At 44.1% G+C, this 21,038-nt stretch carries 18 protein-coding genes; 5 read left to right on the top strand and 13 right to left on the bottom strand.

Annotated features, from left to right (window positions below; genetic code table 11):
* Positions 1 to 65 precede the first annotated feature (65 nt).
* Positions 66 to 1,583, bottom strand: a complete 1,518-nt coding sequence (locus IGI88_RS07735) for a peptidoglycan DD-metalloendopeptidase family protein (protein ID WP_429960321.1) — start codon at positions 1,581 to 1,583, stop codon at positions 66 to 68.
* A 591-nt stretch (positions 1,584 to 2,174) separates the two neighbouring features.
* Between IGI88_RS07735 and IGI88_RS07730 the strand changes: the two genes are divergently transcribed.
* Complete coding sequence (locus tag IGI88_RS07730; RefSeq protein ID WP_194199363.1) at positions 2,175 to 3,668, top strand: helix-turn-helix domain-containing protein; 1,494 nt, start codon at positions 2,175 to 2,177, stop codon at positions 3,666 to 3,668.
* A gap of 183 nt (positions 3,669 to 3,851) precedes the next feature.
* Here the strand turns inward: IGI88_RS07730 and IGI88_RS07725 are convergent, their stop codons facing one another.
* The 5 genes from IGI88_RS07725 to IGI88_RS07705 form a co-directional block, all read right to left on the bottom strand.
* Positions 3,852 to 4,115, bottom strand: a complete 264-nt coding sequence (locus IGI88_RS07725; RefSeq protein ID WP_077453058.1) for a hypothetical protein — start codon at positions 4,113 to 4,115, stop codon at positions 3,852 to 3,854.
* Positions 4,116 to 4,131: 16 nt separating this feature from the next.
* The gene (locus IGI88_RS07720) at positions 4,132 to 5,562 is read right to left on the bottom strand and encodes a catalase (protein WP_077453060.1); all 1,431 of its coding nucleotides are present in this window, start codon (positions 5,560 to 5,562) and stop codon (positions 4,132 to 4,134) included.
* A gap of 302 nt (positions 5,563 to 5,864) precedes the next feature.
* Positions 5,865 to 6,581: an acetolactate decarboxylase gene (gene budA / locus IGI88_RS07715; RefSeq protein WP_005232672.1), complete on the bottom strand. Its 717-nt coding sequence runs from the start codon at positions 6,579 to 6,581 to the stop codon at positions 5,865 to 5,867.
* An 18-nt stretch (positions 6,582 to 6,599) separates the two neighbouring features.
* Entirely contained in the window at positions 6,600 to 8,252 is a 1,653-nt protein-coding gene (alsS, locus tag IGI88_RS07710) for an acetolactate synthase AlsS (protein ID WP_005232673.1), read from the bottom strand.
* A 253-nt stretch (positions 8,253 to 8,505) separates the two neighbouring features.
* Positions 8,506 to 9,465 (bottom strand): alpha/beta hydrolase, encoded by a 960-nt coding sequence (locus tag IGI88_RS07705; RefSeq protein ID WP_061053584.1) that lies wholly within the window; start codon positions 9,463 to 9,465, stop codon positions 8,506 to 8,508.
* A 218-nt stretch (positions 9,466 to 9,683) separates the two neighbouring features.
* On the opposite strand from IGI88_RS07705, the gene IGI88_RS07700 reads away from it, so the two are divergent.
* A complete protein-coding gene (locus tag IGI88_RS07700; RefSeq protein ID WP_008376493.1) occupies positions 9,684 to 10,613 on the top strand; it encodes a methyl-accepting chemotaxis protein in 930 nt (309 codons plus the stop codon).
* Positions 10,614 to 10,702: 89 nt separating this feature from the next.
* Here IGI88_RS07700 and IGI88_RS07695 read toward each other — a convergent pair whose 3' ends face one another.
* The 3 genes from IGI88_RS07695 to IGI88_RS07685 are packed head-to-tail and all read right to left on the bottom strand — an operon-like array spanning position 10,703 to position 14,198.
* A complete protein-coding gene (locus IGI88_RS07695) occupies positions 10,703 to 11,455 on the bottom strand; it encodes a hypothetical protein (RefSeq protein ID WP_061053583.1) in 753 nt (250 codons plus the stop codon).
* Between the two features lie 4 nt (positions 11,456 to 11,459).
* Positions 11,460 to 12,845 (bottom strand): hypothetical protein, encoded by a 1,386-nt coding sequence (locus tag IGI88_RS07690; RefSeq protein WP_194199365.1) that lies wholly within the window; start codon positions 12,843 to 12,845, stop codon positions 11,460 to 11,462.
* Positions 12,846 to 12,893: 48 nt separating this feature from the next.
* Positions 12,894 to 14,198, bottom strand: a complete 1,305-nt coding sequence (locus IGI88_RS07685) for a hypothetical protein (RefSeq protein WP_194199366.1) — start codon at positions 14,196 to 14,198, stop codon at positions 12,894 to 12,896.
* 410 nt (positions 14,199 to 14,608) lie between these two features.
* Between IGI88_RS07685 and IGI88_RS07680 the strand changes: the two genes are divergently transcribed.
* Positions 14,609 to 15,745, top strand: coding sequence for a hypothetical protein (locus IGI88_RS07680; RefSeq protein WP_061053580.1), 1,137 nt, complete (start codon positions 14,609 to 14,611; stop codon positions 15,743 to 15,745).
* 108 nt (positions 15,746 to 15,853) lie between these two features.
* On the opposite strand, the gene IGI88_RS07675 is transcribed toward IGI88_RS07680, so the two are convergent.
* From IGI88_RS07675 to IGI88_RS07660, 4 genes are all read right to left on the bottom strand, one after another.
* A complete protein-coding gene (locus IGI88_RS07675; protein ID WP_061053579.1) occupies positions 15,854 to 16,354 on the bottom strand; it encodes a hypothetical protein in 501 nt (166 codons plus the stop codon).
* Positions 16,355 to 16,597: 243 nt separating this feature from the next.
* Positions 16,598 to 17,026, bottom strand: coding sequence for a DUF1761 domain-containing protein (locus tag IGI88_RS07670; RefSeq protein ID WP_008376507.1), 429 nt, complete (start codon positions 17,024 to 17,026; stop codon positions 16,598 to 16,600).
* 106 nt (positions 17,027 to 17,132) lie between these two features.
* A complete protein-coding gene (locus tag IGI88_RS07665; protein ID WP_008376509.1) occupies positions 17,133 to 18,479 on the bottom strand; it encodes an amino acid permease in 1,347 nt (448 codons plus the stop codon).
* A 296-nt stretch (positions 18,480 to 18,775) separates the two neighbouring features.
* On the bottom strand, positions 18,776 to 19,144 hold the full coding sequence (locus tag IGI88_RS07660) for a YxeA family protein (RefSeq protein ID WP_061054476.1): 369 nt from the start codon (positions 19,142 to 19,144) through the stop codon (positions 18,776 to 18,778).
* 321 nt (positions 19,145 to 19,465) lie between these two features.
* On the opposite strand from IGI88_RS07660, the gene IGI88_RS07655 reads away from it, so the two are divergent.
* Both IGI88_RS07655 and IGI88_RS07650 read left to right on the top strand, forming a co-directional pair.
* Entirely contained in the window at positions 19,466 to 20,017 is a 552-nt protein-coding gene (locus IGI88_RS07655; protein ID WP_005232691.1) for a GNAT family N-acetyltransferase, read from the top strand.
* Between the two features lie 75 nt (positions 20,018 to 20,092).
* A complete protein-coding gene (locus tag IGI88_RS07650) occupies positions 20,093 to 21,019 on the top strand; it encodes an ROK family protein (RefSeq protein ID WP_005232693.1) in 927 nt (308 codons plus the stop codon).
* The last annotated feature ends 19 nt before the right edge of the window (positions 21,020 to 21,038 follow it).

The raw sequence follows: 21,038 nt of genomic DNA, 5'->3' as shown, positions 1-21,038 counted from the left end.
CCCAAAAAATTGCTGGAAAAAGACAAAAAAAGAAAGTATCCACGATACTCTCTTTTCGGCAATCCTTATTTTGTTAAAAAAGCGATTGGATCGACCAATTTCGCTTGGCTCAAGCTAGGCGATGCACTGACTTCAAAGTGCAGGTGTGCGCCTGTGCTATTGCCCGTACTACCCATGAGCGCAATCGTTTCTCCTTGTTCCACTTGTTGACCAACCTTCACAAGATTCTGTTGATTGTGAGCATAGAGTGTCGTCATCCCGTCCTCATGGAGAATCGCTACATAATTCCCCCAAGAAGGATGAACCTCTGAACGGATGACCGTTCCAGATTGACTCGCCATGATGGGTGTCCCAAACGCTGCGGCAAAGTCAACGCCCCGATGAAAGCTTCCCCAACGTGGGCCAAAAGTAGAAGTGACAACGGCTTTTTCAACAGGAAAAAGATACGTCTCACTTGCGGTCACATCAGGTTTTTTCTGATCATAACGGGTCAACGCATAGGCTTCGATCAATGCGGTCAGCTTTTGATCATACGCGGTATCAGTGGCATACCGACCAGTCAAATAATGGGCAGCTTCTTGATAAGAAGCCGCTTCTGATTTCCATACACCTTTATAAAAATCAGACTGCTGTCCGACCCCTTCTTTCAACAAACGAGCATAGTCCATCAATGACTCTTTGTACCCAGTATATTGGCGGAACGTTGCCGTGATCGTATAGTGATTTCCCAAACCATCATCTTCTTGTGTCCGAAAGGCAACACCCTGTCCGTGATAGGTTCCTTTGATACCAAAGAGATTGAAGTACGGCGCCTGACTCAATCTGCTTTGACCGCCACCTGATTCTAAAATAGCCTGTGCAATCATGACAGAAGCGTACAAATCATTTTTCAAGCCAATATCTCGGGCATCTTCGCCGATTTCTTGGATAAAATCCCACACTTCTTTTACTGGTGTGACCGTCAAGCTCGTTTCGCTACCTTGCTGCGTTATAGGATCGGATTGACTTGGCCCGCTTGGTGCTTGGGTACTTGGTGGTATGATCGGAGACACAGCCGCCGGTGTTTCTTGACTTGCATCACTGTTTGCTTCTGGTGTCGGTTGCGTTTCTACAGGTTCTGACGGTTGGGGCTTCTCTGGCTGCGTCTCAGGTTTGGGCGCTTCAGGCTTCGTTGGTTTTTCTGGTTTCGGTGCTGGGGTTGGTTCTTCTGGCTGAGAAGGCTCTGGCTTACTCGGTAGTTCTGGCTCTGGTTTCGGCTCTGGTTTCGGTTCTGGCGTCGGTTGGGGATCTGGGGTTGGTTCTTCGGTTTGCTCTGTTCCCTCCGGCGCTGTCTCAGATCCTTCTGGTACACTTTCTACAGGTGCCGATCCTTGCTCCGAATCGGACACTTGTCCTTCCCCTGCTGGAGCAGTTTCTTCAACCGTCCCTGCTGTGCTGCTACTGTCACTTTCTTGTGCAGCTGTTTCTGATGTTTGGGCAACGATCGTACCTTCCGATGCAACAACCGCAGCTGAAACTGGCACACCAGCTAAAAGTTGTCCGCAAACCAAAAGAAGCGCTACCCCTTTTTGCGAATGCTTCATAGGCGATTTCCTTTCTCTCCTTTTTTCACTTAACAACCTCTATCAAAAAAACATGTTGTCATCCAAATAGTAAATAAATATCAATTCTCTTTTATTATACTACGCTTCGTTTTTTCGACTCAAGCAAATGACTCCCGTGCTTGTCAAAGAGAACGAGTTGTTGGAAGAATGGGTCTACTAGTAAAGGATCACGTTTTGCATCCAATTCGTTATCGAGTCTGGGTTGCAGCTTTTACTTTCTGTTGCCTAAGATCCTCTGGCGTCATCAGAAAAAAACACAGTTGTTCAAATGGGCAACTGCCAGTTGAACAACTGTGTTTTTATCGTCTTTTCTTACTTCATTAGCTTTTTATTTAGCGTTTGGAGCCTTTCTATTAGCGTTTCGTTTTCTCAAGTTTATGTATGATTTTTGGCAATTGGTTTCTCAGGTCCTTGCTATACTTACCGTGAACGATTGATATTCCCGGAAATGTTCTGCTGGTAGTCAGAGCCTTCAAGGCACTGTGGCAAGAACGCCTAACAGTTGAACGTTTCATTATCTGTGTAAATGATTATGCTATAATTATTTAAACTTATTTTTCGGAGGCTGACATGAAAACATTTCAATTAAAATTCATGCGAAATCGCACGTTGATTCGCTGGCTGCAATTGTTGAATGAATTTGAGAAAAGTCCCTCCCGTACACTGGGAGAACTCGCTGAAGTGACCGAGAGCAGTACGCGTACGTTGATTACTGACATTGCTAGCTTGCGAGAGTATTTTAAAGGGGCTATGGCGATCCATACAGCAAAAATCGGGTATCTTTTTGAAGAAATCGATCATGATAGGTATCGAAAGCAAAAGCAAGAACTGATAAAAGATGAACCGATTTTCCAGATTTTAGAAAGTATTTTTTATGATGAGCAGCAAACCCTCTTTGATTGGAGCTTAACGCTTAATATTTCTGAACAAGCGCTGATCAGCTACTTCCGGAAAATACAGCCATTTTTATCCCCTTTCGGTTTAAAAATAAAAACGGATCCCTTCTCTTTGGCAGGTTCGGAGATCGATATACGAAAATTTTTCTGTCTTTTTTACTACGAGTCTGACATTAATGTCCACACGTTATTTCCCTCGATCCATGTACAAGATGCGGTGATGGAAATCACTGACCTTTTGGAAACGAAGGCCTTACAGAGCTCTTCGTTTTCTTATTTTGCTTATATCCTTTATATTAGCGTGGAGCGCAGCAAACGCGGTTTACTTGCTGCCCCCTCTCCAGAACTAAGCGAGTTAGTTAAAAAAAATGGTTTACTTTCAAATTATGAGGACCTTAAAAAGATTATCCAGCGTTATTTTACCTTTGAGTTTCCTCAAGAAGAAGCAATCTATCTTTTGACTTGCATCATTTGTCGTCGCAAACTCAACACCGATCTAGAAACAAGCAAAGTGTTTTGTCTTAACTATAACCACTGGCCCGCGATCAAACAAATCACTGCTGATTTCTATGCCCAAAATCGCGGCAACAGCTTTGATGAACAAAAAGATTTGCTTTGGTTAGAGTCATTCTTCACTATTTTCAAGCTTCGTGAGTTGTTATCGCCAACGATGAACGTCAACATCGATGATTTGAATGCTTTCGTCAAAGAAAAATTTGCGGCTGAATATAAAAAAAATCGCCAGTTTTTGCTCTCACATCCTCTTGTGAAAACACTCTATTCTTTCGACCATTTGGATGATTTTTGTGCAAGTCTCACCTTCCACATGGAAGCCATCATTGAAGAGAATTGGGGCACACGGAGAACTATAGCTGTTATTTTTGAAGGTAACGAGTATGTTTGTGAGTACGCCGAAAGTATTATCCGAAAATATCTTGGCGTTTATCATGAAATGTACTACCCTGATTCAAACGAACTCTCCCACGAGTATTTAAAAGAAAAAAACATTAATTTTCTCATTACTAACTACTCCGAATACGCCACTGAATACTTACTGGATGTTGAAAGTGTCTTATTAAAATCAATACCCGACGCTGCCGATTGGAATTATCTTTTGAATCGAATCAATCCGAGAATTTTGCGGTTGGTCGTTCTTGATAATACGTAGTAATTCCAATCATTCACGCCGCTTCTCCAAAGAAAGAGAATTGATATTTCCTTGTCGCCTTTAAACGAACGCCTGACTAATCCTCCCATATAAAGCTGTTCTTTTTTAGTGGAAGCAGCTTTATATGGGACTTTTCCAATGAATCAAGTACGCTTTTTCCTTCTACGCCGCTACTATCAGCAATCATTGCTCTTTGGATTGATCTGCACTTAAAAATGTCCGTTTCGTAAAAGCCAGTGCGCCTACGAGGGTCATGAGTACGATGATTGGATGAGAAGATGCAGACAAGATCCCCAAAATCGCCGTCAACAGCGTGCCCGTATAACTCAAACCGATTGCCCATTGCTGAAGCCTTGAAAGCTCTCGCAGCTGCCCTTTAAAGGCCACCCCCAGCATCATTGCTCCGACAAAAGATAAAAGACCAAAAACTACATGTAAAAGTAACATTCTTTTTCCTCCTTTCTTAAATGTTCACATCGATCGCTTCAGCGATTCGTCTGCCGTATTCTGGGTCCGCACGGTAAAAATGCAAGACCTGCCGTTCTTTGATCTGTTGATTTTGAACCTGTCCCAAACTTCCCGCAATCGTTTGAATTAAACGTGTTCGTTCTTCTTCTGAGAGCAAACGATAAAAATCACCTGCTTGGCTATAATAGTCTTCATCGTAAGCAAAGGAACCGATCTCTCCTTCTAACGAATAGTGGATGCCCTTGGCATGCGGGTTTTCTTTGATGCCATCGAAACTGTTCGGTTCATAATTGATCCCTGAAGAATTCGTTTTGGTATTCATGAAACCATCCTGTTGGTGATTATGGACGGGCGCTTTTGGCGCATTGATCGGCAACTGGCTGCTATTGGGTCCAACTCGATAACGATGCGCATCACCGTAAGCAAACAGCCGACCTTGCAATAGTTTGTCCGGAGAAAAATCAATCCCTGGAACGATATTGCCCGGTGAAAAAGTGACTTGCTCGACTTCGTTGAAATAGTTCTCTGGATTGCGATTCAAAGTCATTCGTCCCACTTCAATGAGCGGATAGTCTTTTTGTGAGACTGTTTTGGTCACATCAAAAAGATTGACGGCAGCTGACCAACCTTCTTCAAAGGGAATGATTTGAACATAGAGTGTCCAAGAAGGATACTCCTTTGCCTCAATCGCTTTATATAGATCTTCAATATGATAATCAGGATTGCTTCCCGCAAGTTCTGCTGCAAGTGCCGCACTCATGTTCATAATGCCTTGATCCGTCCGAAAATGATATTTCACCCAAAAGCGTTCTCCCTCTGCGTTGAGCCAAGCGAATGTATGGCTCCCATACCCATGCATATGACGAAAGGTTGCCGGTAAGCCCCGATCCCCCATCAACAGGCTGACTTGATGGAGGGATTCCGGTGAATGAGACCAAAAATCCCATACCGCCTCTGGATTTTTCAAGTGCGTTCGCGGGTCTCTTTTTTGGGTATGGATAAAATCAGGAAACTTCAACGGATCACGAATAAAGAAAATCGGGGTATTATTGCCCACGAGATCATAATTCCCCGCTTCCGTGTAAAATTTAACCGCAAACCCCCGAGGATCGCGCAACGTATCCGCAGACCCTAGTTCTCCGGCAACCGTTGAAAAGCGAATAAACATCTCCGTTTCTTTCCCGATGGCTGAAAGAAACGCCGCTTTCGTGTACATCGTTACGTCGTTTGTTACTCGGAAGACCCCATGAGCCCCCGCACCTTTCGCATGAACGACCCGTTCGGGAATCCGCTCACGATTAAAATGTGCCAGTTTTTCTAGCAAATGGACATCTTGAATCAACACTGGGCCACGGCGCCCCGCTGTCAAAGAATTCTGGTTATCCGCTACACTGGCTCCTTGCGCAGTCGTCAACTTTTTTTTCATATCTTTCCTCTTTTCTCTATAAAATCAGTCAAGTGCAATTACTCTCAACAAAATACTTCTAATTAGTACAAAAATTATCATTATTCTTAAAATATATCAATTTATTTGCTCGTAAATAAGAATTAATTTAGATTTTTGACCATTCCCCAACTTTTCTATCGAAGTATCCAGGTTTTGCAGCAAGCCTCATGAATAGAAGGAAGCACAAAAAAGCAGTGAAGCGTTGGCTTCACTGCTGCTTTGCGTTCAATTCGATCCGAGACCACTCTACTGGCGATCAATTATTTTTTGCTGCCTGCTGCTTATTCGGCAGCTTCAATATCCTTGGCGATTTTTGCGACATCGATCTCCCGCTGCAAATAGTCTTGGTTGTCGATAGGAAAATGCTGACGAAATTCGGCTAGTTCCATCAATTCGACTTCGCCAGCTGCCACTTCAAAGTCTAAGACATGACCAGCAAATGTGCGATCATCACTAATAAAATGCAAATGGAAACCGGCGGCCGCAGCACCGTGGAACAGCAACGGGGTAAAGAACCCGACGATCGTGCCGCTGATATCTTCTGCTTGAAATTCCGGCTGATGCTGGATGATCTCAATGAATTTTGGGTACGGTTTTTCTTGCTTTGGGGCAACGCGGACGTGCATCTTGGTAAATACCCCATGAATCTTGACAGCGGAAAACAAATTCGGGCTGACTTCTGTCAGGACGTGGTTTTTCACTTCTTCATCGGTCATTTCTTGGCTGACCTGCAGGTGCTTCGCCGCAGAAAAATCAACGACTGCCGCATAGGGGGTTCCTTCATTTCCTTGGAGCACTTGTACCTTGCCCGACTCGTCTACATGGTAGATTTCACCATCTAAAATAATCACTTCACCATTGGAACCAGCCAAAGTACCAATCCCAAAATTGCCATATTCAAGCATTTTTCCGATTTGCTCCGTGCCATCCATTAAATCCTGCATCAACCCACCTAGGGTGCCATGCTGATATAAATAACTTTTGTTTTTCACTTTCATCTTGATGCTCCTTTGGTCTTAATAAAATTGATCAGGTAGGATCGTTTTGCCAAGATCGGCATTGTCTGAATAATCCACAGGGATATCAATGATCACTGGACCATCCGTTGCAAAGCCTTCTTCGATGGCTGCCATCAATTCTTGTTTGGTGGTTGCCCGTAAGCCTTTGGCACCAAACGCTTCGGCATATTTCACGAAATCAACTGGTCCAAAATCAACCCCAGAAGCACGATCATATTTCATTTCTTCTTGGAATTTCACCATATTGTAGGTACCGTCATTCCAAATCAAGTGAATGATGTTTTGTTTCAAACGGACGGCTGTTTCTAACTCTTGGGCAGAAAACAAGAAGCCACCATCGCCAGATACAGAGATCACTTGAGTATTTGGTCGCACGAGCGCTGCCGCGATCGCCCACGGCAAAGCGACCCCTAAAGTCTGCATGCCATTACTAAAGAGCAGATGCCGTGGCTCATAACTGCGGAAATGACGGGCCATCCAAATGTAGTGGCTGCCGACATCCACCGTCACCGTCATGTCATCGGTCACTTCTTGTTGCAAAGCATCAATGATTTCCAGGGGATGCAAGGTATTGTTGCTGCCTTCGACATCCGCTGGTTTTTCATTGAGTTTGGTTTGCAGCGTCGTTAAATAGTTTTGAGCGTCTTCGGTCAAGTGATACTGATCGATGGCTTTTGATAGTTGTTCAATAATTTTCGCGATACTGCCCATCAGTTCAACTTCTGGCTGCATAAATGGATCGATCTCCATAGGTACTTCATCGATGACGATCACGCGGGCATCTTTTTCCGCATTCCAGTTGCGAGCTTCGTATTCGATCGGGTCATACCCCACAGCGATCACTAAGTCGCTGCGTTTCAACAGCATATCACCAGGCTGATTGCGGAACAAGCCGACGCGGCCAAAGAAATGCTCTTCTAATTCACGAGAAATGATCCCAGCGCCTTGGAAGGTCTCTACGACAGGCAACCCAGTTTTTGCAACTAAATGACGAATCGCTTGTGTTTCTTTCACGCCTGAAGCCCGCATTCCTAAGAGTAGGACAGGCAGCTTGGCTTCTTTGATCCGATCGACGAGTGCCTGGATATCTTCTGCATCGGCACTGCCTAATTTAGGCGAAGATAGTGGTTTGATCGCTGCCCCTTGAACGGTTCCGTCCGTCACATCTTGAGGAATGGATAAAAAGCTCGCCCCTTTTTTCGCTGTTTTTGCGATGCGAAAGGCGTTGGCAATACTTTCAGAAAGGGTTTCAGGATCTTGGACTTCACTGCTGAATTTCGTGATCGGCGCAAACAATGCCGCATTATTCATGCTTTGGTGGGTCAATTTTGAAAGGTCAGAACGCTTCACTTGTCCTGCTAGTGCCAGGACGGGATCACCTTCGGCAGTTGCCGTGACCAACCCAGTCGCTAAATTACTGGCTCCTGGTCCACTTGTCGCAATGACGACTCCTGGCTCTCCTGTCAGGCGACCGATTGCTTGTGCCATAAATGCCGCGTTTTGTTCATGTCGTGCCAAAATCAACTCTGGTCCCCGATCACTCAACACGTCAAATACACCATCGATTTTTGCACCGGGAATCCCAAAGATATAAGGCACCCGATGATTTTCTAAACTTTCAACAATGATTTCTGATCCTTTTGCGCTCACTGTATTACCTCTTTTCAAAAACTGTATTAATCACAATACATATAATAGCACTTTCTATTTATTTATCAACGAAAAACACTTATTAATATCTGTACTATAAAAACGCAGTTTTTTAGAGAGCGTTTGCATCTGCTTCAGACTGCAGGTGTATGTCTTTTCATTTTTCCGACAAAAAAAGGAGTGGATCGCTCCACCCCATAAATCCTTTACTGTATCAGAACACCTCTAAAAAGAAGCTTCTTTTGTCGGTTTTTTATTCTGCTGGGATATTTTTTTCCGTCAGCCAACCGACAGCCAGTGTCATGGCAGCTCGTGCAGCTTGGGTCTGATCCATCGCATTGACCATCACAAAATCATGGATGATTCCTTGCAGACGTGCTTGGGTAACTTCCACGCCAGCTGCTCGTAAATGCTGCGCATAGCCTTCCCCTTCATCCCGCAAGACATCTGCTTCCCCCGTAATGATCAACGCTGGTGGCAGATCGGCTAACTCCTCTTTGGTCGCTCGTAAAGGAGAAGCGGTAATTTGATTCCGCTGTGTTTCATCCGTCGTGTATTGATCCCAGAACCATTGCATCCCTTCTTTGGTCAGAAAATAGTTTTCGCCAAATGCTTCATACGAAGGCGTATCAAAGCGGGCATCTGTCACAGGATAGAACAATAATTGCTGTGCGATCGGAATGCCACCACGGGCTTTCGTCAACAAGGTCATAACAGTCGCCATGTTCCCACCTACGGAATCGCCAGCCACGGTCAAACGGGTAAGGTCTAAGCCTTTGACATCGACAAATCCCGGTAATTGCTGCAAGACCGCATAATTTTGTTCGATCGCCGTTGGGTATTTTGCTTCTGGCGAACGACTGTATTCAGGAAAAATGACGATCGAGTTGGTTCGTACCGCCAATTCACGGATCAATTTATCATGAGTTGCGGCACTGCCGAAGACCCAGCCAGCGCCATGGAGATAATAAATAACAGGGAGAATCGCATGATTTCCTTCGGGACGAACAAAACGAACATTGATGGCCCCCCACTCGCCTGTATCTACGGTCTGATCTTCTATCTCAACCGCCAGTTTATTGACGGGTGACTCTTGGACTTGTTCCAATAGTGCGCGCCCTTCTTCTGGCGGTAATTCATAGATCCGTGGGTGCGGTGCATTTGCCTCACTAAATTCAACGGCTGCTTTTTCCAACGAAATTCTATCTGTCATACGATTCTCTCCTTTTGTTTGAAATCGTTCGTGTTGATCTTAAGGGTACCACCAAGTCATTCTGATGCAAAGAATCTTGCTTTCTTCTGTTTCCAAGCATTTTGTTCGACAAAAAAGGTGGTTTTTGCACTCTTAACTGCCTTGCCTTCATGACCGATAACTGTAAGACACTCGCTGTGTAAACTTCCCAAAAAACTGAAAGGCGTAGGTAAGTACGTATGAAATTCACATTAGATGAAACACAAAATAACCGTCTGCTCGCTGCTATTTTTCAAGAACTCGCTGTCATAGTCTTTGATCCGCAAAAAGAAGTTGTTTTCGCCAATGCCAACATGACTGATATCCTAGGGTACAGCCAAGAAGAAATCATTGGCTTGCCGCATCGGACCTTTTGTTTTGACCATTATGCTGCCAGTACGGATTACCAAGCTTTTTGGAATCAACTGCTGTACTCAAAGCAACGGTTTCAAGACAAAATCATCCGAAAAAACAAACAAGGAGAAAAACTGATTTTAGAAGGAATCTACTTCCCCGTCCTCGATGAGCAGCAAGAAGTCGTCAACGTCGTCAAAATCGCTTTTGACATTACCCAAAGAGAACAAGCCTTAGCGGTCACTATCAAAAAAGTGCAAGAAAGTGCTGCTTCCCTGACACGACTTTCTGCCAACGGGCATCAGCAAGTCGATCATTTGTCAGAGAACTTGGCGCAAGTCAAACGGCTGTCTGATCAAAATCAAGCAACGACCCATGCCTTAGAAATGGATAGCCAACAGGTGACAGCGGTGCTGCATGACATCGACCGCATTGCACAACAAACCAAACTGCTATCCTTCAACGCTTCCATCGAAACAGCACGGATCGGCGAACAAGCAGCTGGCTTTCGGGTAGTTGCCGATGAAATGCAAAAATTAGCCGAACAGACCAAGCAGTTGACCCAAACCATTGCCGCAACCATGCAAGCCATCAACCAACAAGCCTTAGTCGTGTTAGATAGTACCGAGTCGACGACTATGAAAATCAGTGATTCGCAAAAAAGTCTCGCTGCCGTTTTGCATTCTTACGACACGCTGCGAACGACGGCCAGTCTTTTAAACGATGAAGCCGAGTATTTAACAGAGACCAACAATGCTGAGTTGGAAACCACATGAAGTGAAAGAGAGCGCCGCTGTTTGCGACGCTCTCTTTGTTTTTTTGACCAATAAATTGATTCCCTATTTGATTTCATCGATACTCAGCACTAGCCAGTCTCCCACTCTTGCAACAACTGCTGTAATTCTTGCAAAAATGATTGGGTCGCAAAGCCCAATGCTTGAAGAGGAACACGATATTCCTGTTGAATCACCAAAAAGCTACTAAACATTTTATGCTGGACCTCAAAACCGAGGTTTTTCCAAACACTCCAGTAAAAACTGACTATTCGTTTTTCTTTCTTTTCGTACGTGCACAAATACACTCGTTCAACGCCAAAAAGCAGTCCCGCATTCGCTTTCTTGCCAGTCATCTTTGACGTTAGCAACGCAAGAGGGGTCTCCGTTTCAGGCACTTGAAAACTAGCGAGGACTTGTCTTTGCCATTGCCTTGGTAGCACTTGTCTTTCTCCAGAAAAATAGAATAAAAAATTTTGTTTTTGAAAAAAGGCAGTCAAACGATTTTGCCGCTGGTTGCGCTGATGGATGGGCGCCCTTTGAATCGGAGACGCCTGGTTTCCTGACGTTGGTTTTGGCTGCTCTTGTCCAGCGAAAACGCCGGCTGTTGGTGCATTTCCCCTAAGAGCAGCAGACGACAAACTGATTTTCTTCAAGAGAGCAGCCAGCTGGGTCAGCGCAAGCTGTTTGTCCGTCAGGGGACTGGACTGGGCAATTTTGGCGTGGTCAAAGGGCAATTTGATGACCATTTTGCCGCGGCAATACAGACAGACTGCCGTGCCGACACCCCAGTTTACTTCTAGTTCCCCTAAACAATGGGGACATTGAATGGGAATGATATCCATGAGATCATCCTTTCGTTTTGATGCATCGATCAGAGCTATTCGTTGTAAAAATACGGATCGTATTCCAGCTGACAAACGCCAGCAGCACTAGAAGAGATAAGCCATAAAAACTGAAATACCAAGTCAGGATTGCTAAAAAAAGGATCAAGGCAAATTCATACGCCATGTTTTCTAGACTGCTGTAAAATACTGTCTGTCGGGCGAGTTTCTTCCTCCGCGTCTCAAAAGCTTTCTTCGCTGCAGCCGTTGATGCATCCGACTGACTCAATGCCTGGGAAAGTTCTGCTTTGAATTTGCCGTACTCTGAGAAAAACTTGACCTCTGGTACGAGCAAGAAGTACCAAGTCGCAAGACAAGCAATCAGCAAGATGACCGCTGAAGCGAGCAGACTAAAGGCAACAGCCGGTAATAAAAAGCCATCAAATAGAAAACTCGAAGCAATTCCAGAAAATAATCCGACAAAAAAGAAGGTATAGCAGAATTGCCAAAGGACACTACTGGTCTTCGAAAAACTTTTCTTCACTTGCACCAGCTGTTCACATTCAGGAAGCTGGGTTGGAAAGAGACGTTCAGCATCGGTGCCATCAGCCACGAAAGAATAGGTTTGGTTTCCGTATTTGAATTCGCCAATGTAATAAGGAAAATACAGTTTTTCCGTATCACATTGTTTCGGAAAAAGAGTCAGTTGAACCTCATTGGCAACATCTACTCCCACCAAATGGTCTTTGGCTTTTGCTTCAAAGACTTCCATTAGATGGGTATCAGAGAGTGCCGCTTCTCTGGAAATATCAAAGGGCAGCACCTGAACGCCTTGGCTAAGTGCCGAAAACTGCTGCATATCCGTGCAATAGGCGGCTCCTTTTTGAAGATGCAGCGGCAGCTTACCATTGATACTGTAATCCGCTTCTTTTTGGGTATCCGTAGGGAAATATTCATTGAAAATTGTTGTGTTCCCGCTGTTATGTAAAGAAATGTCGGCAGTAATGCGCCCACTCCCCCTCTGCTGTTCCTCGTGGACATAGCTCCCTCTCACTTGAGCATCATAAGCAATTTGAAAATAATACATCGGGATAAATACACGTTTTAGATGAACCATCTCTAGCTCAAAAAAGATACTTTCCGAGATGGTGTCTTGCCATGCTAGTCTATTTTTCAACGCCGCTTCACATGCCTTTTCATCATAGGCAAACGGATAAAACCCTTCTTTGACAGTCCCTTGAATGTGTGGCAACTCTTTAAGCGAGACGGCTTGTTTTGTTTGTTCCTGGTTTTTTTGTTCCGGTTTGATCAACAGCTCATTTAAACAATACTGACAGACTGCTTTTCCTGAGTCCCAATCAACTTCTAGACGTCCCAGACAACTGGGGCATTGGATTTGGGTGATTTTCATTTTTTCTCCTTTTTATGAATCGTTTTTTCTTTTCAACAAGATGGTTTATCAAAGAAACCGAAGAATGTTCCAAATAAGGGTAACGACCACGACCACATAAGCGAGCGTATCGAGCCATTCATAAAATCTTCTGATTCTTACAAGCTTCTTTCTACGCTTCTCGTAGTTTGCTAAAAAAGCTGTCCCAGCCGTTTTCTTACCTAATAATTCTCTTTGGCACTCATCTCTAAATTTTTGGGCTGTTTTGAGGTACTGTTCTTTTAGAAAGTGCAACACTATCCCCGATACTACCCAATAAACTGCAGTTGGCAGGGAACTCATGACAATCCCCCCTATGACAGCTCTGAACACTCTTCCTAGAGGGATCCATTCAGAAATGAATAGCGCCAAGATCATCAGGATCACACCTAACGTAAAAAAGAGTACGGAGGACCAGCCAAAAACCTTACGAGCTTTTGAAAAATTCGCAACCGTTTGATAGGTAGCTTGGCACTGTGGGATAATCGGCAGCTTCATTCGGTCAGGATCTTTGCCGTCGATCGCAAATTCAAAGGATTGCTCTTGGTACTTGAAGGTGCCCATATACAGGGGAAAGTAGAGCTCTTCTGTAGCACAGCTGATCAGGGAAAGATTTAGGTGCAGCTCTTTTAGATGATCGGCAGATTCTTTCTTCTGGATCACCGCATTCGCATGAGCTCTCAATTCCGCTTGTTTTTCAGAACCAAAGAGCGCCTGCTCTTGCTCAATATCAAAGGGAAAAACATGAATAGCATGTGCTGAGACTAGCTGTTGAAATTCCTTTTGATCGGTATTAAAGTGCGGTTTTCTTTTCATTTCATCATTGACCTCAAAGCTCTGAGGAATTTCTTGTTCGATCACCTCCGAACTGCCGCATTGATAGAATATAACCGTCTTACCTGAATGGTCACCTCGCTTCTTTTCCCACGTGGTCGTATGCGAGCCTGCCCATGCAATGGAATGGGTATCGTAGCCAAAGGCCCCCTCCCAGTGCATCGTATAGGTCACCTGAAATTCATAAATCGGAATAAAATATCGTTTTACCTCGCTGACTTCAAGATGAACGATAATGTCCTCAGGAACTGATTCCTGTTGGATCAGCCATTTTTTCAAGGCATTTGCTACCTCGTCTTCATTAAAGGCAAACGAATAAAACCCTTCTTTGACTTTTTGAAAAACTACGGGAGCCTGTTCATTCGAAGCTTCTTGCGTTTGTTTTGGCGGCGACTGTAGGACTGACTTAGTTAAGCAATACTGGCAGACTGCTTTTCCTGTCTCCCAGTCAACGGTTAACTGACCCAAGCAGCTGGGACATTGGATTTGTGTGATTTTCATTGCTACTCCTTTTGCACATACTGATTTTCTTATCAATGAAGTGGCTTAGTTGCACATGAGGGGGAATGTCTTTTTTATGGTGTTATTTGGGGAAAGCCGCTTGTTTGCAGGTATTTGCTCGATTTCATCCGTTTGTTCAAAGCGTCTTTTTCCAGTAATGAAGTAAATACGTGTATTAGGACCAAAAGCTGTTTAGCAAAAAAAGCAAATACAAACGAAAAATAACTCTTTATAAATCATTTTATAATAAAAATTTCTGTAAATCTATTTATTATTGATAAAAATCTATTGGTTGCTAGTTGAACTCCCTCCATACGTTCAGCAACCCTTGCTAGCCGGTTATTAATGGCGGATACGTTAGTAAAAATGTTATAATTAAAATATTCACAAGAAAGGAAATGGAAAAAGTTATGGGGATATTTATTTTTGTTGTTGGTTTTTTGACAATGGTTGTAAGCGGAATCTTTTTTGTTCTTAGTTTGATCAAGAAAAAACCGCTTCGCAACAAAATCGTTATTTTTATGGGTGGTTTTCTCTTATTGATCGGCGGGGTATTATTGACTCCTACAACAACACCGGAGCTTCACGTAGATGAAGCAGAACTGGTTACGAATGAGCAAGGTGAAGCAGCGATCACTGGGCAAACCAATCCAGAAGCGCAACTGACGATCAACGGGGTGGAGGTTTCGCTGGCGGACGAAACATTTTCTTACACCGTGCAACTTAAAGATGAAGAGGAACAGGAATTTACTGTCCAAACCTCCATGGGTGGAATCACTAAAGAAGAGGTTGTCACCGTCAAACCTTCTCACGCATTTCTAGCGAGTTTGCAAGCTGAAAAACAAGAACAAGAAGCACTGGTAAAAGCCGAGACGGCACTGGCTCTTGCCGAAACCCAGCCAAACCAAAAGAATTACAACGAAGCCGTGACGCTGATTCATGCTTTAAGTAAAACCTACGAAGATCTCGCTACTCGGCTCGCGGTAGTTGAAGACCATCTTGCCATCGGCAAAGCCCTCGATACTGCTGAAGCTTCCCTTGAGCGCAGTGATTTCGATCAGGCAAAAGAATTAGTTGCACAAGCGGTTTTGAACAAGGAAACGTTTGAAAGTCGGTTATCCACTGTAGAAACCAAGATTTCTGAGAAAGAAGCAGAAGCCCTCGTTGCAGAAGCTGTCCAAGCGGTGGAAGCGGCAGAGGCGGAGCCGACAAAAGATGCCCTTGCTCGTGCAGAAGATGCTGTCGCTCGTCTCAAGACCCCCGATGAGGAATTAGCTACTCGAACGAAAACAGTGGCGCAAACGATCACTGCCAACGAACAAGCAGCCGCACAAGCTAAGGCGGAGGAAGAACGGCAGGCAGCCGCCGCTGTGCCAGAACAAAGCCAGCCAGCCACTGCTAGCAATCAAGCCCAAACGTCGGTCCTCGTTACACCAACAGGTTCGAAATATCATACGAGAAAATGCGGTAACGGTACCTACACGCCTGCAACTTTAGCAGAAGCGCAAAGTCGCGGACTTACTCCTTGCGCAAAATGTTTTCCGTAATAGCCACTAAATTTTACAACAAAAAAAGACAAACCTCATTTTTGTCTAAGGTTTGTCTGCAGTCTAAAGCGGTTGTCTCGTCGGAGGCAGCTGCTTTTTTGTCACTTGCTATTTCTCATCGTAAGAAAACTCGTACTCGTTTTGTTCATCATCGATCAGACGCTTGTCATTGTTGTCCACCATTTTGAATACTTTCTCAAAATCATCGCCAGTCATGCGCACTTCCTTTTTCTCTTGATCAATGATCACTTGGGCATTTGTCACTTCAAAGGTGTGCATAGTGCCGATGTCTGCCGCAGTCAGTGCTTTGCTTTTGGGAAACTCTGCTTGCAGTGTTTCGTTGATCTGCACTAATTGCGCCTCTTGTTCTTCTACCAATTCCGCAGGTTCCTGATTCGGATCGACCAAAAAACTCAGCGTTTTATTGACGGTGAGCTTTCCATCTTCCAAAACGTACAAGGCATTTTGTTGATGACTGTTGCTATTGGTCAATACTTGATTTGCAGCTGCAGAGTCAACCCCTGAGCGGCTGCAGCTTGCCAAAAAAAATAGCACCGCCAAACAAACGGTAGCAAACATTCTTCTACCTAACTTGCTTTTCGTTTTCATTTTTCCCCTCCTCGTTTTCCCTAAGTTTCCTTCTTTCATGATTTTTCGCAAACCCGTGGGTTTGTGTTTCCTGTCAAATTGAGTTATTTTCAGTATAGCATAAAAAATTTGCTTTTATAGCTTTTTTTTATAGCGAGGTTAATTTCACGCGCAAAAAAACCAACCTTGTCGAGACAAGATCGGCTTTCTTTAGGATTGATTCGTTGAGATCTTTGAACGTTCTCGCTGGGATATGATCGCTGCCTATTGTCCAATTAGTCCGACAACAAGCCCTAAAACGATCACTCCTAGAAACCCATTCACAAGGTGCAGCCCAACTAATTTACGGGACTGTCCCGAGTAAACAGCCATCACGAAGGTGGCGACCCCATACACCCCTAGCCACAATAAGCAAGCGACTTGCAAGGAGGTCATCAGCCAACCATCATGATCGAATGTGGCAAACCAATAGACGACTTGATAGGTCGCTGCCGATAAGAGAATCCCACCAACAATCGTGCCGCCAAAGGTAAAGAGCATGTCACCGGTCGTCATCTGCTGACCGTCCATCTTCTCTGCCATTCCTGATTCTTTCGCCCAAAACTTGCCCCACTTATGCATCGGGTTGTAAAGCAGACTTTCCACCACAACCCAGCTGAGGGTGCCGAAAATCAATGTCCAAAAATTAACCATTTTCGTATTCTCCTTTACTTTATTTTTAGCCATGTTCCTGAGAAGCGAAAAAATAGCCAAGCAGGATGTTCCTTCTCCATCAGTTTATGCCTTAAGGGAGGGTTCTTCAACTTTTTCCACTGGTGTCCCCTATTTTTCGATGGTTCCAATAAAAACTAAGAAAAATGATCGTATACAGCAATGCGGTGAAACCTGTAACCGCTAATGGGTTAGTGATCAAGATACCGGCAAATAGCAAAAGCAACGCAAGGATCGCCCCACCCAAAAAAATCGTATAGCCCATTTTCTTCTGCTTGCGTACCAAAACAAACGCCGCCACACTGATCAACAACCAAATCAGTAATACAGTATACGACAGGGAGCCTGCCAGATAATTGAAGAGTTTGTCGCCTAAAAAGTAAGAAAGAACGACTCCAAGATATAAAGTACCGCTGCAAAACATGATCGCTCGTTGGGGCACGCTGTTTTTATTCAGCATCGTGAAGCGGCTTTTTTTCTGGCCATTGTTGCTTAACCGGAAAAACAACGTTCTTGAAGAAGCATAGACCCCAGAATTGATGGAGGAAAACAAGGCCAAAATGATCACTAAATTAACGATGTCGGAAGCAAAAGGCACATGGATTTTTTGAAACACCATTACAAAGGGACTGACATTTGGATCTGCTAATTGATTCCACGGATAAATGATCAGTAAAAGAAACATGGGAATGATGTAAAAAGCGGCAATCCGAGTCATTACCCCTTTGATTGCTTGAGGGATCGCTTTTTTGGGATTTTCTGCTTCACTAATCGTGATGGCTACTAACTCAGAACCGCCATACGAATAGATTACGACCAATAAAGAATTGATAAATCCTTTGAGACCGTGAGGGGCAAAACCACCATAGTCTGTCATTTGTCTCATCGTCGGTAAAAAGCCCAGATCAAAGACTTGCGTGGCAACCAGATAGAGACCCACCAAGATCAGCACAATCACCACACTGATTTTGGCCCACGAAAGCCAGTATTCCGTTTCTGCAAACAAGCGGACCGAAAACAAATTGATGATGGTCGTGAGTAGTGCCAAAATCAAAACAAAGATCCAAGCGGGAATATTGGGAAACCACAGCTGCAAAAAGCTTGCGGCAGCAACTGCTTCGGCGATGATGTTGATCATCCACATTGACCAGTAGATCCAATCAATGAAATCAGCTGTATGCAAGCCAAGATACGGCTGGACTAAGCCCGAAAGGCCATGTTGTTTTTGGTCAGATAAAACCAACTGTCCCAGTCCTGTCATGACGACAAATAAGATCAGCCCACAAAAAATAAACGCTAGCAAGACCGCAGGCCCCGCTAACTGGATCGCTTCCCCACTGCCTTTGAATAGGCCGGCACCGATTGCGCCACCTAGTGCCAACATAGTGATGTGTCTGGTTTTCATCTGTTTTTTTAATTGATTTTTTTCTGTCATACGTTCCTCCTCGAAAACCGTTGATCCTTCATACACAGTGATTCTCTCACCGTTGCTATTTTTAATTATATGAATGATTTTTTTTAACTACCTCATAGAGAATACCAGACGTTTCTGCTATTGCAACTAAGAATTGAAAAAATTATCTATTTTTTCTGAAAATTCTATCATCCTCTAATCTTTTTCACCCAAATCAAATCTTGGCGAACTTTTCTTTAGGTGAAGGTACTAAAAAAAGCCATCTCCCAACATGTGGGAAATGACTTTCTGTCCGTTTCTTCAAGCAGGCTCGATGATCAATGGGTCGTAACCAACTCGTCTTTGATAGCGTCAGGGAGATCTTGCTCGGTCACCTCTTGATACGACTCCACATGTTTGCCCTTTGCATCAAGCTCTAGGTAGGCATTTTCTTTTAATTTTTGTGGTGCCCAAAACGTGATTTTTATTTTTTGTCCATCTTCATTGATTCCTTCTTGCGTATATTCATAGGCATCATGTTCTTGCGACACGCCATACTCATCGGATGTTTTGACATAAACCTTTTTCTCCGGTACGAAAGGATTGAAACGATCCACCAGCTGAACCAGTTCGCTGGAATCATCTTTCGTAAAATAAGACCATGTAACCAATGTGACGGTCCCGATCGTTAACACGAGCAGGATCATACTAATTGCTTTTTTCAAGTGATTGTCCTCCGCTTTTTCTATCTACCTTCAGTATAAAAAAACAAGCGATAAATATAATCAAACTTAAGACGTATTTTTCCGTCGGTCATTGTGACTAAGGTATCAATGGAATATTTTCTGCTTTTTCCACCTAAATGTATAGACAAACAACTAAGTTACTCCTACAAAAACGTCCCTTCTCACAGGAAGACCAGACTGTTTAATAAGTATCGTGATTTTTCATTCTTTGTAGTAAACTAAACTGCAACAACTTACTTTTAAATACTCATGATTGAAAACTATAGAAAATCGAGGTGTCTCATGCTAGAAATCAAACTGATCGATCAAGAACACCAAGCTGATATCCGCTTGAAAAACGAACCCTTCTCCTTATGGGGGAAAATGCTGCCGTCTTATAATGAGGGCAACTGGCAGTACACGATCTGTAAATTTGCACCTGAAGACATTCAGACGATGCGTTTCCCAGATGAAAATTATTGCTATGATGAAATGAGCCGAAACAGTCTGTTTATCGGTGCTTATGATGATGGAAAATGCATCGGCTTAGCGATCGTTCAAGACGCTTTTTTCAAGTATCTGTACCTCTATGACTTAAAGGTCAACACAGACTACCGCAAGCAAGGAATCGGTCAACTGTTGATCCAACAGGCACTGAAAGCGGCCCTTGCCAAAGACTATCGCGGCATCTATACACAAGCGCAGGACAACAATCCTTCTGCCTGTCTGTTTTACTTGCGAGCAGGCTTTCGTATCGGAGGCCTGGATACGGAGGTGTACAAAGGAACCAATCAGGAAGGCAAAAGTGACATTTTGTTTTATTTGGATGCAGCGGAAACGGCTGTCAAAAAATAGCTGAAAAAAGAAAAAAATTCCTCCTGCCAGATGGTACACTTAAGGCAACAATGTTTTGAAAGGTGAGGAAGAAGAATGTACGTAGGATTTGATATTGGCGGAACAAGTATTAAATATGGGGTTTTAGATGAAACCGGAGTGATCCTTGAAAAATCAGCGATCCCCACTAGCTATGAGCCAGCCCAGTTTTATCAGGATCTACTCACGATCATCGAAGATGCCCAGAGCCGCCACACGATTGATGGCATTGGGATCAGTGCCCCAGGGATCGTTCAAAAAGACGGGTTTATGTTAACGGCTGGAGCCATCAAATCGTTATATGGTGAAAATTTTAAAGCAGTCTTGGAAGCGCGTACAGGATTGCCGGTGGCGGTGGAAAATGATGCCAATGCAGCAGCGATTGCTGAAAAATGGATCGGGAATGCGCAAGAGGTAGCCAACTATTTGTGTCTTGTCCTAGGCACTGGTGTAGGCGGTGGGATCGTAATCAATAATCAAGTCTACCGAGGTGCTCATGGCATGGCTGGTGAATTTGGTTGGATGGTGATCGATCAGCTGCCAGAAGAAGGCAATATCGAGGAAAGTTCCATCAATAAAAAAACTGCCGTCGTGGGCGGCTTGATTCGCCTCTACAATTTATCTGGCGCAGCAGTTCCTGGCTTTGAACCCACCCAAGACGCCAAAGAGATTTTTGACCGCGCGCAGCAAGGCGAAGCATTGGCGTTGAAGCTGACGGACCAATTTCTAACGGATTTGTCTGTAGGGTTGATCAATTTGATTAGCTGCTTTGACCCAGAATTGGTATTGATCGGCGGCGGCATCAGTGCCAATCCTTATTTCTGGGAACGCCTGCAGGCTCGCTTGACGATCACGGAAACACGGCATGAAGCGATTAATTATTTGCGCGGACAAACCATCGCGCCTGTTCGTCCAGCGAAGCTAAAAAACGATGCCGGCTTGATCGGCGCAGTCTATCAGATCCACCAACAGCTGCACCGTTAAAAGTTCGGATATGCTATAC

Origin of the sequence: Enterococcus sp. AZ179 (assembly GCF_050498885.1) — a bacterium.
GTDB lineage: Bacteria > Bacillota > Bacilli > Lactobacillales > Enterococcaceae > Enterococcus_D > Enterococcus_D entomosocium.
Note: the sequence above shows the minus strand (reverse complement) of the source record. Positions and strands in the feature narration are given on the sequence as shown.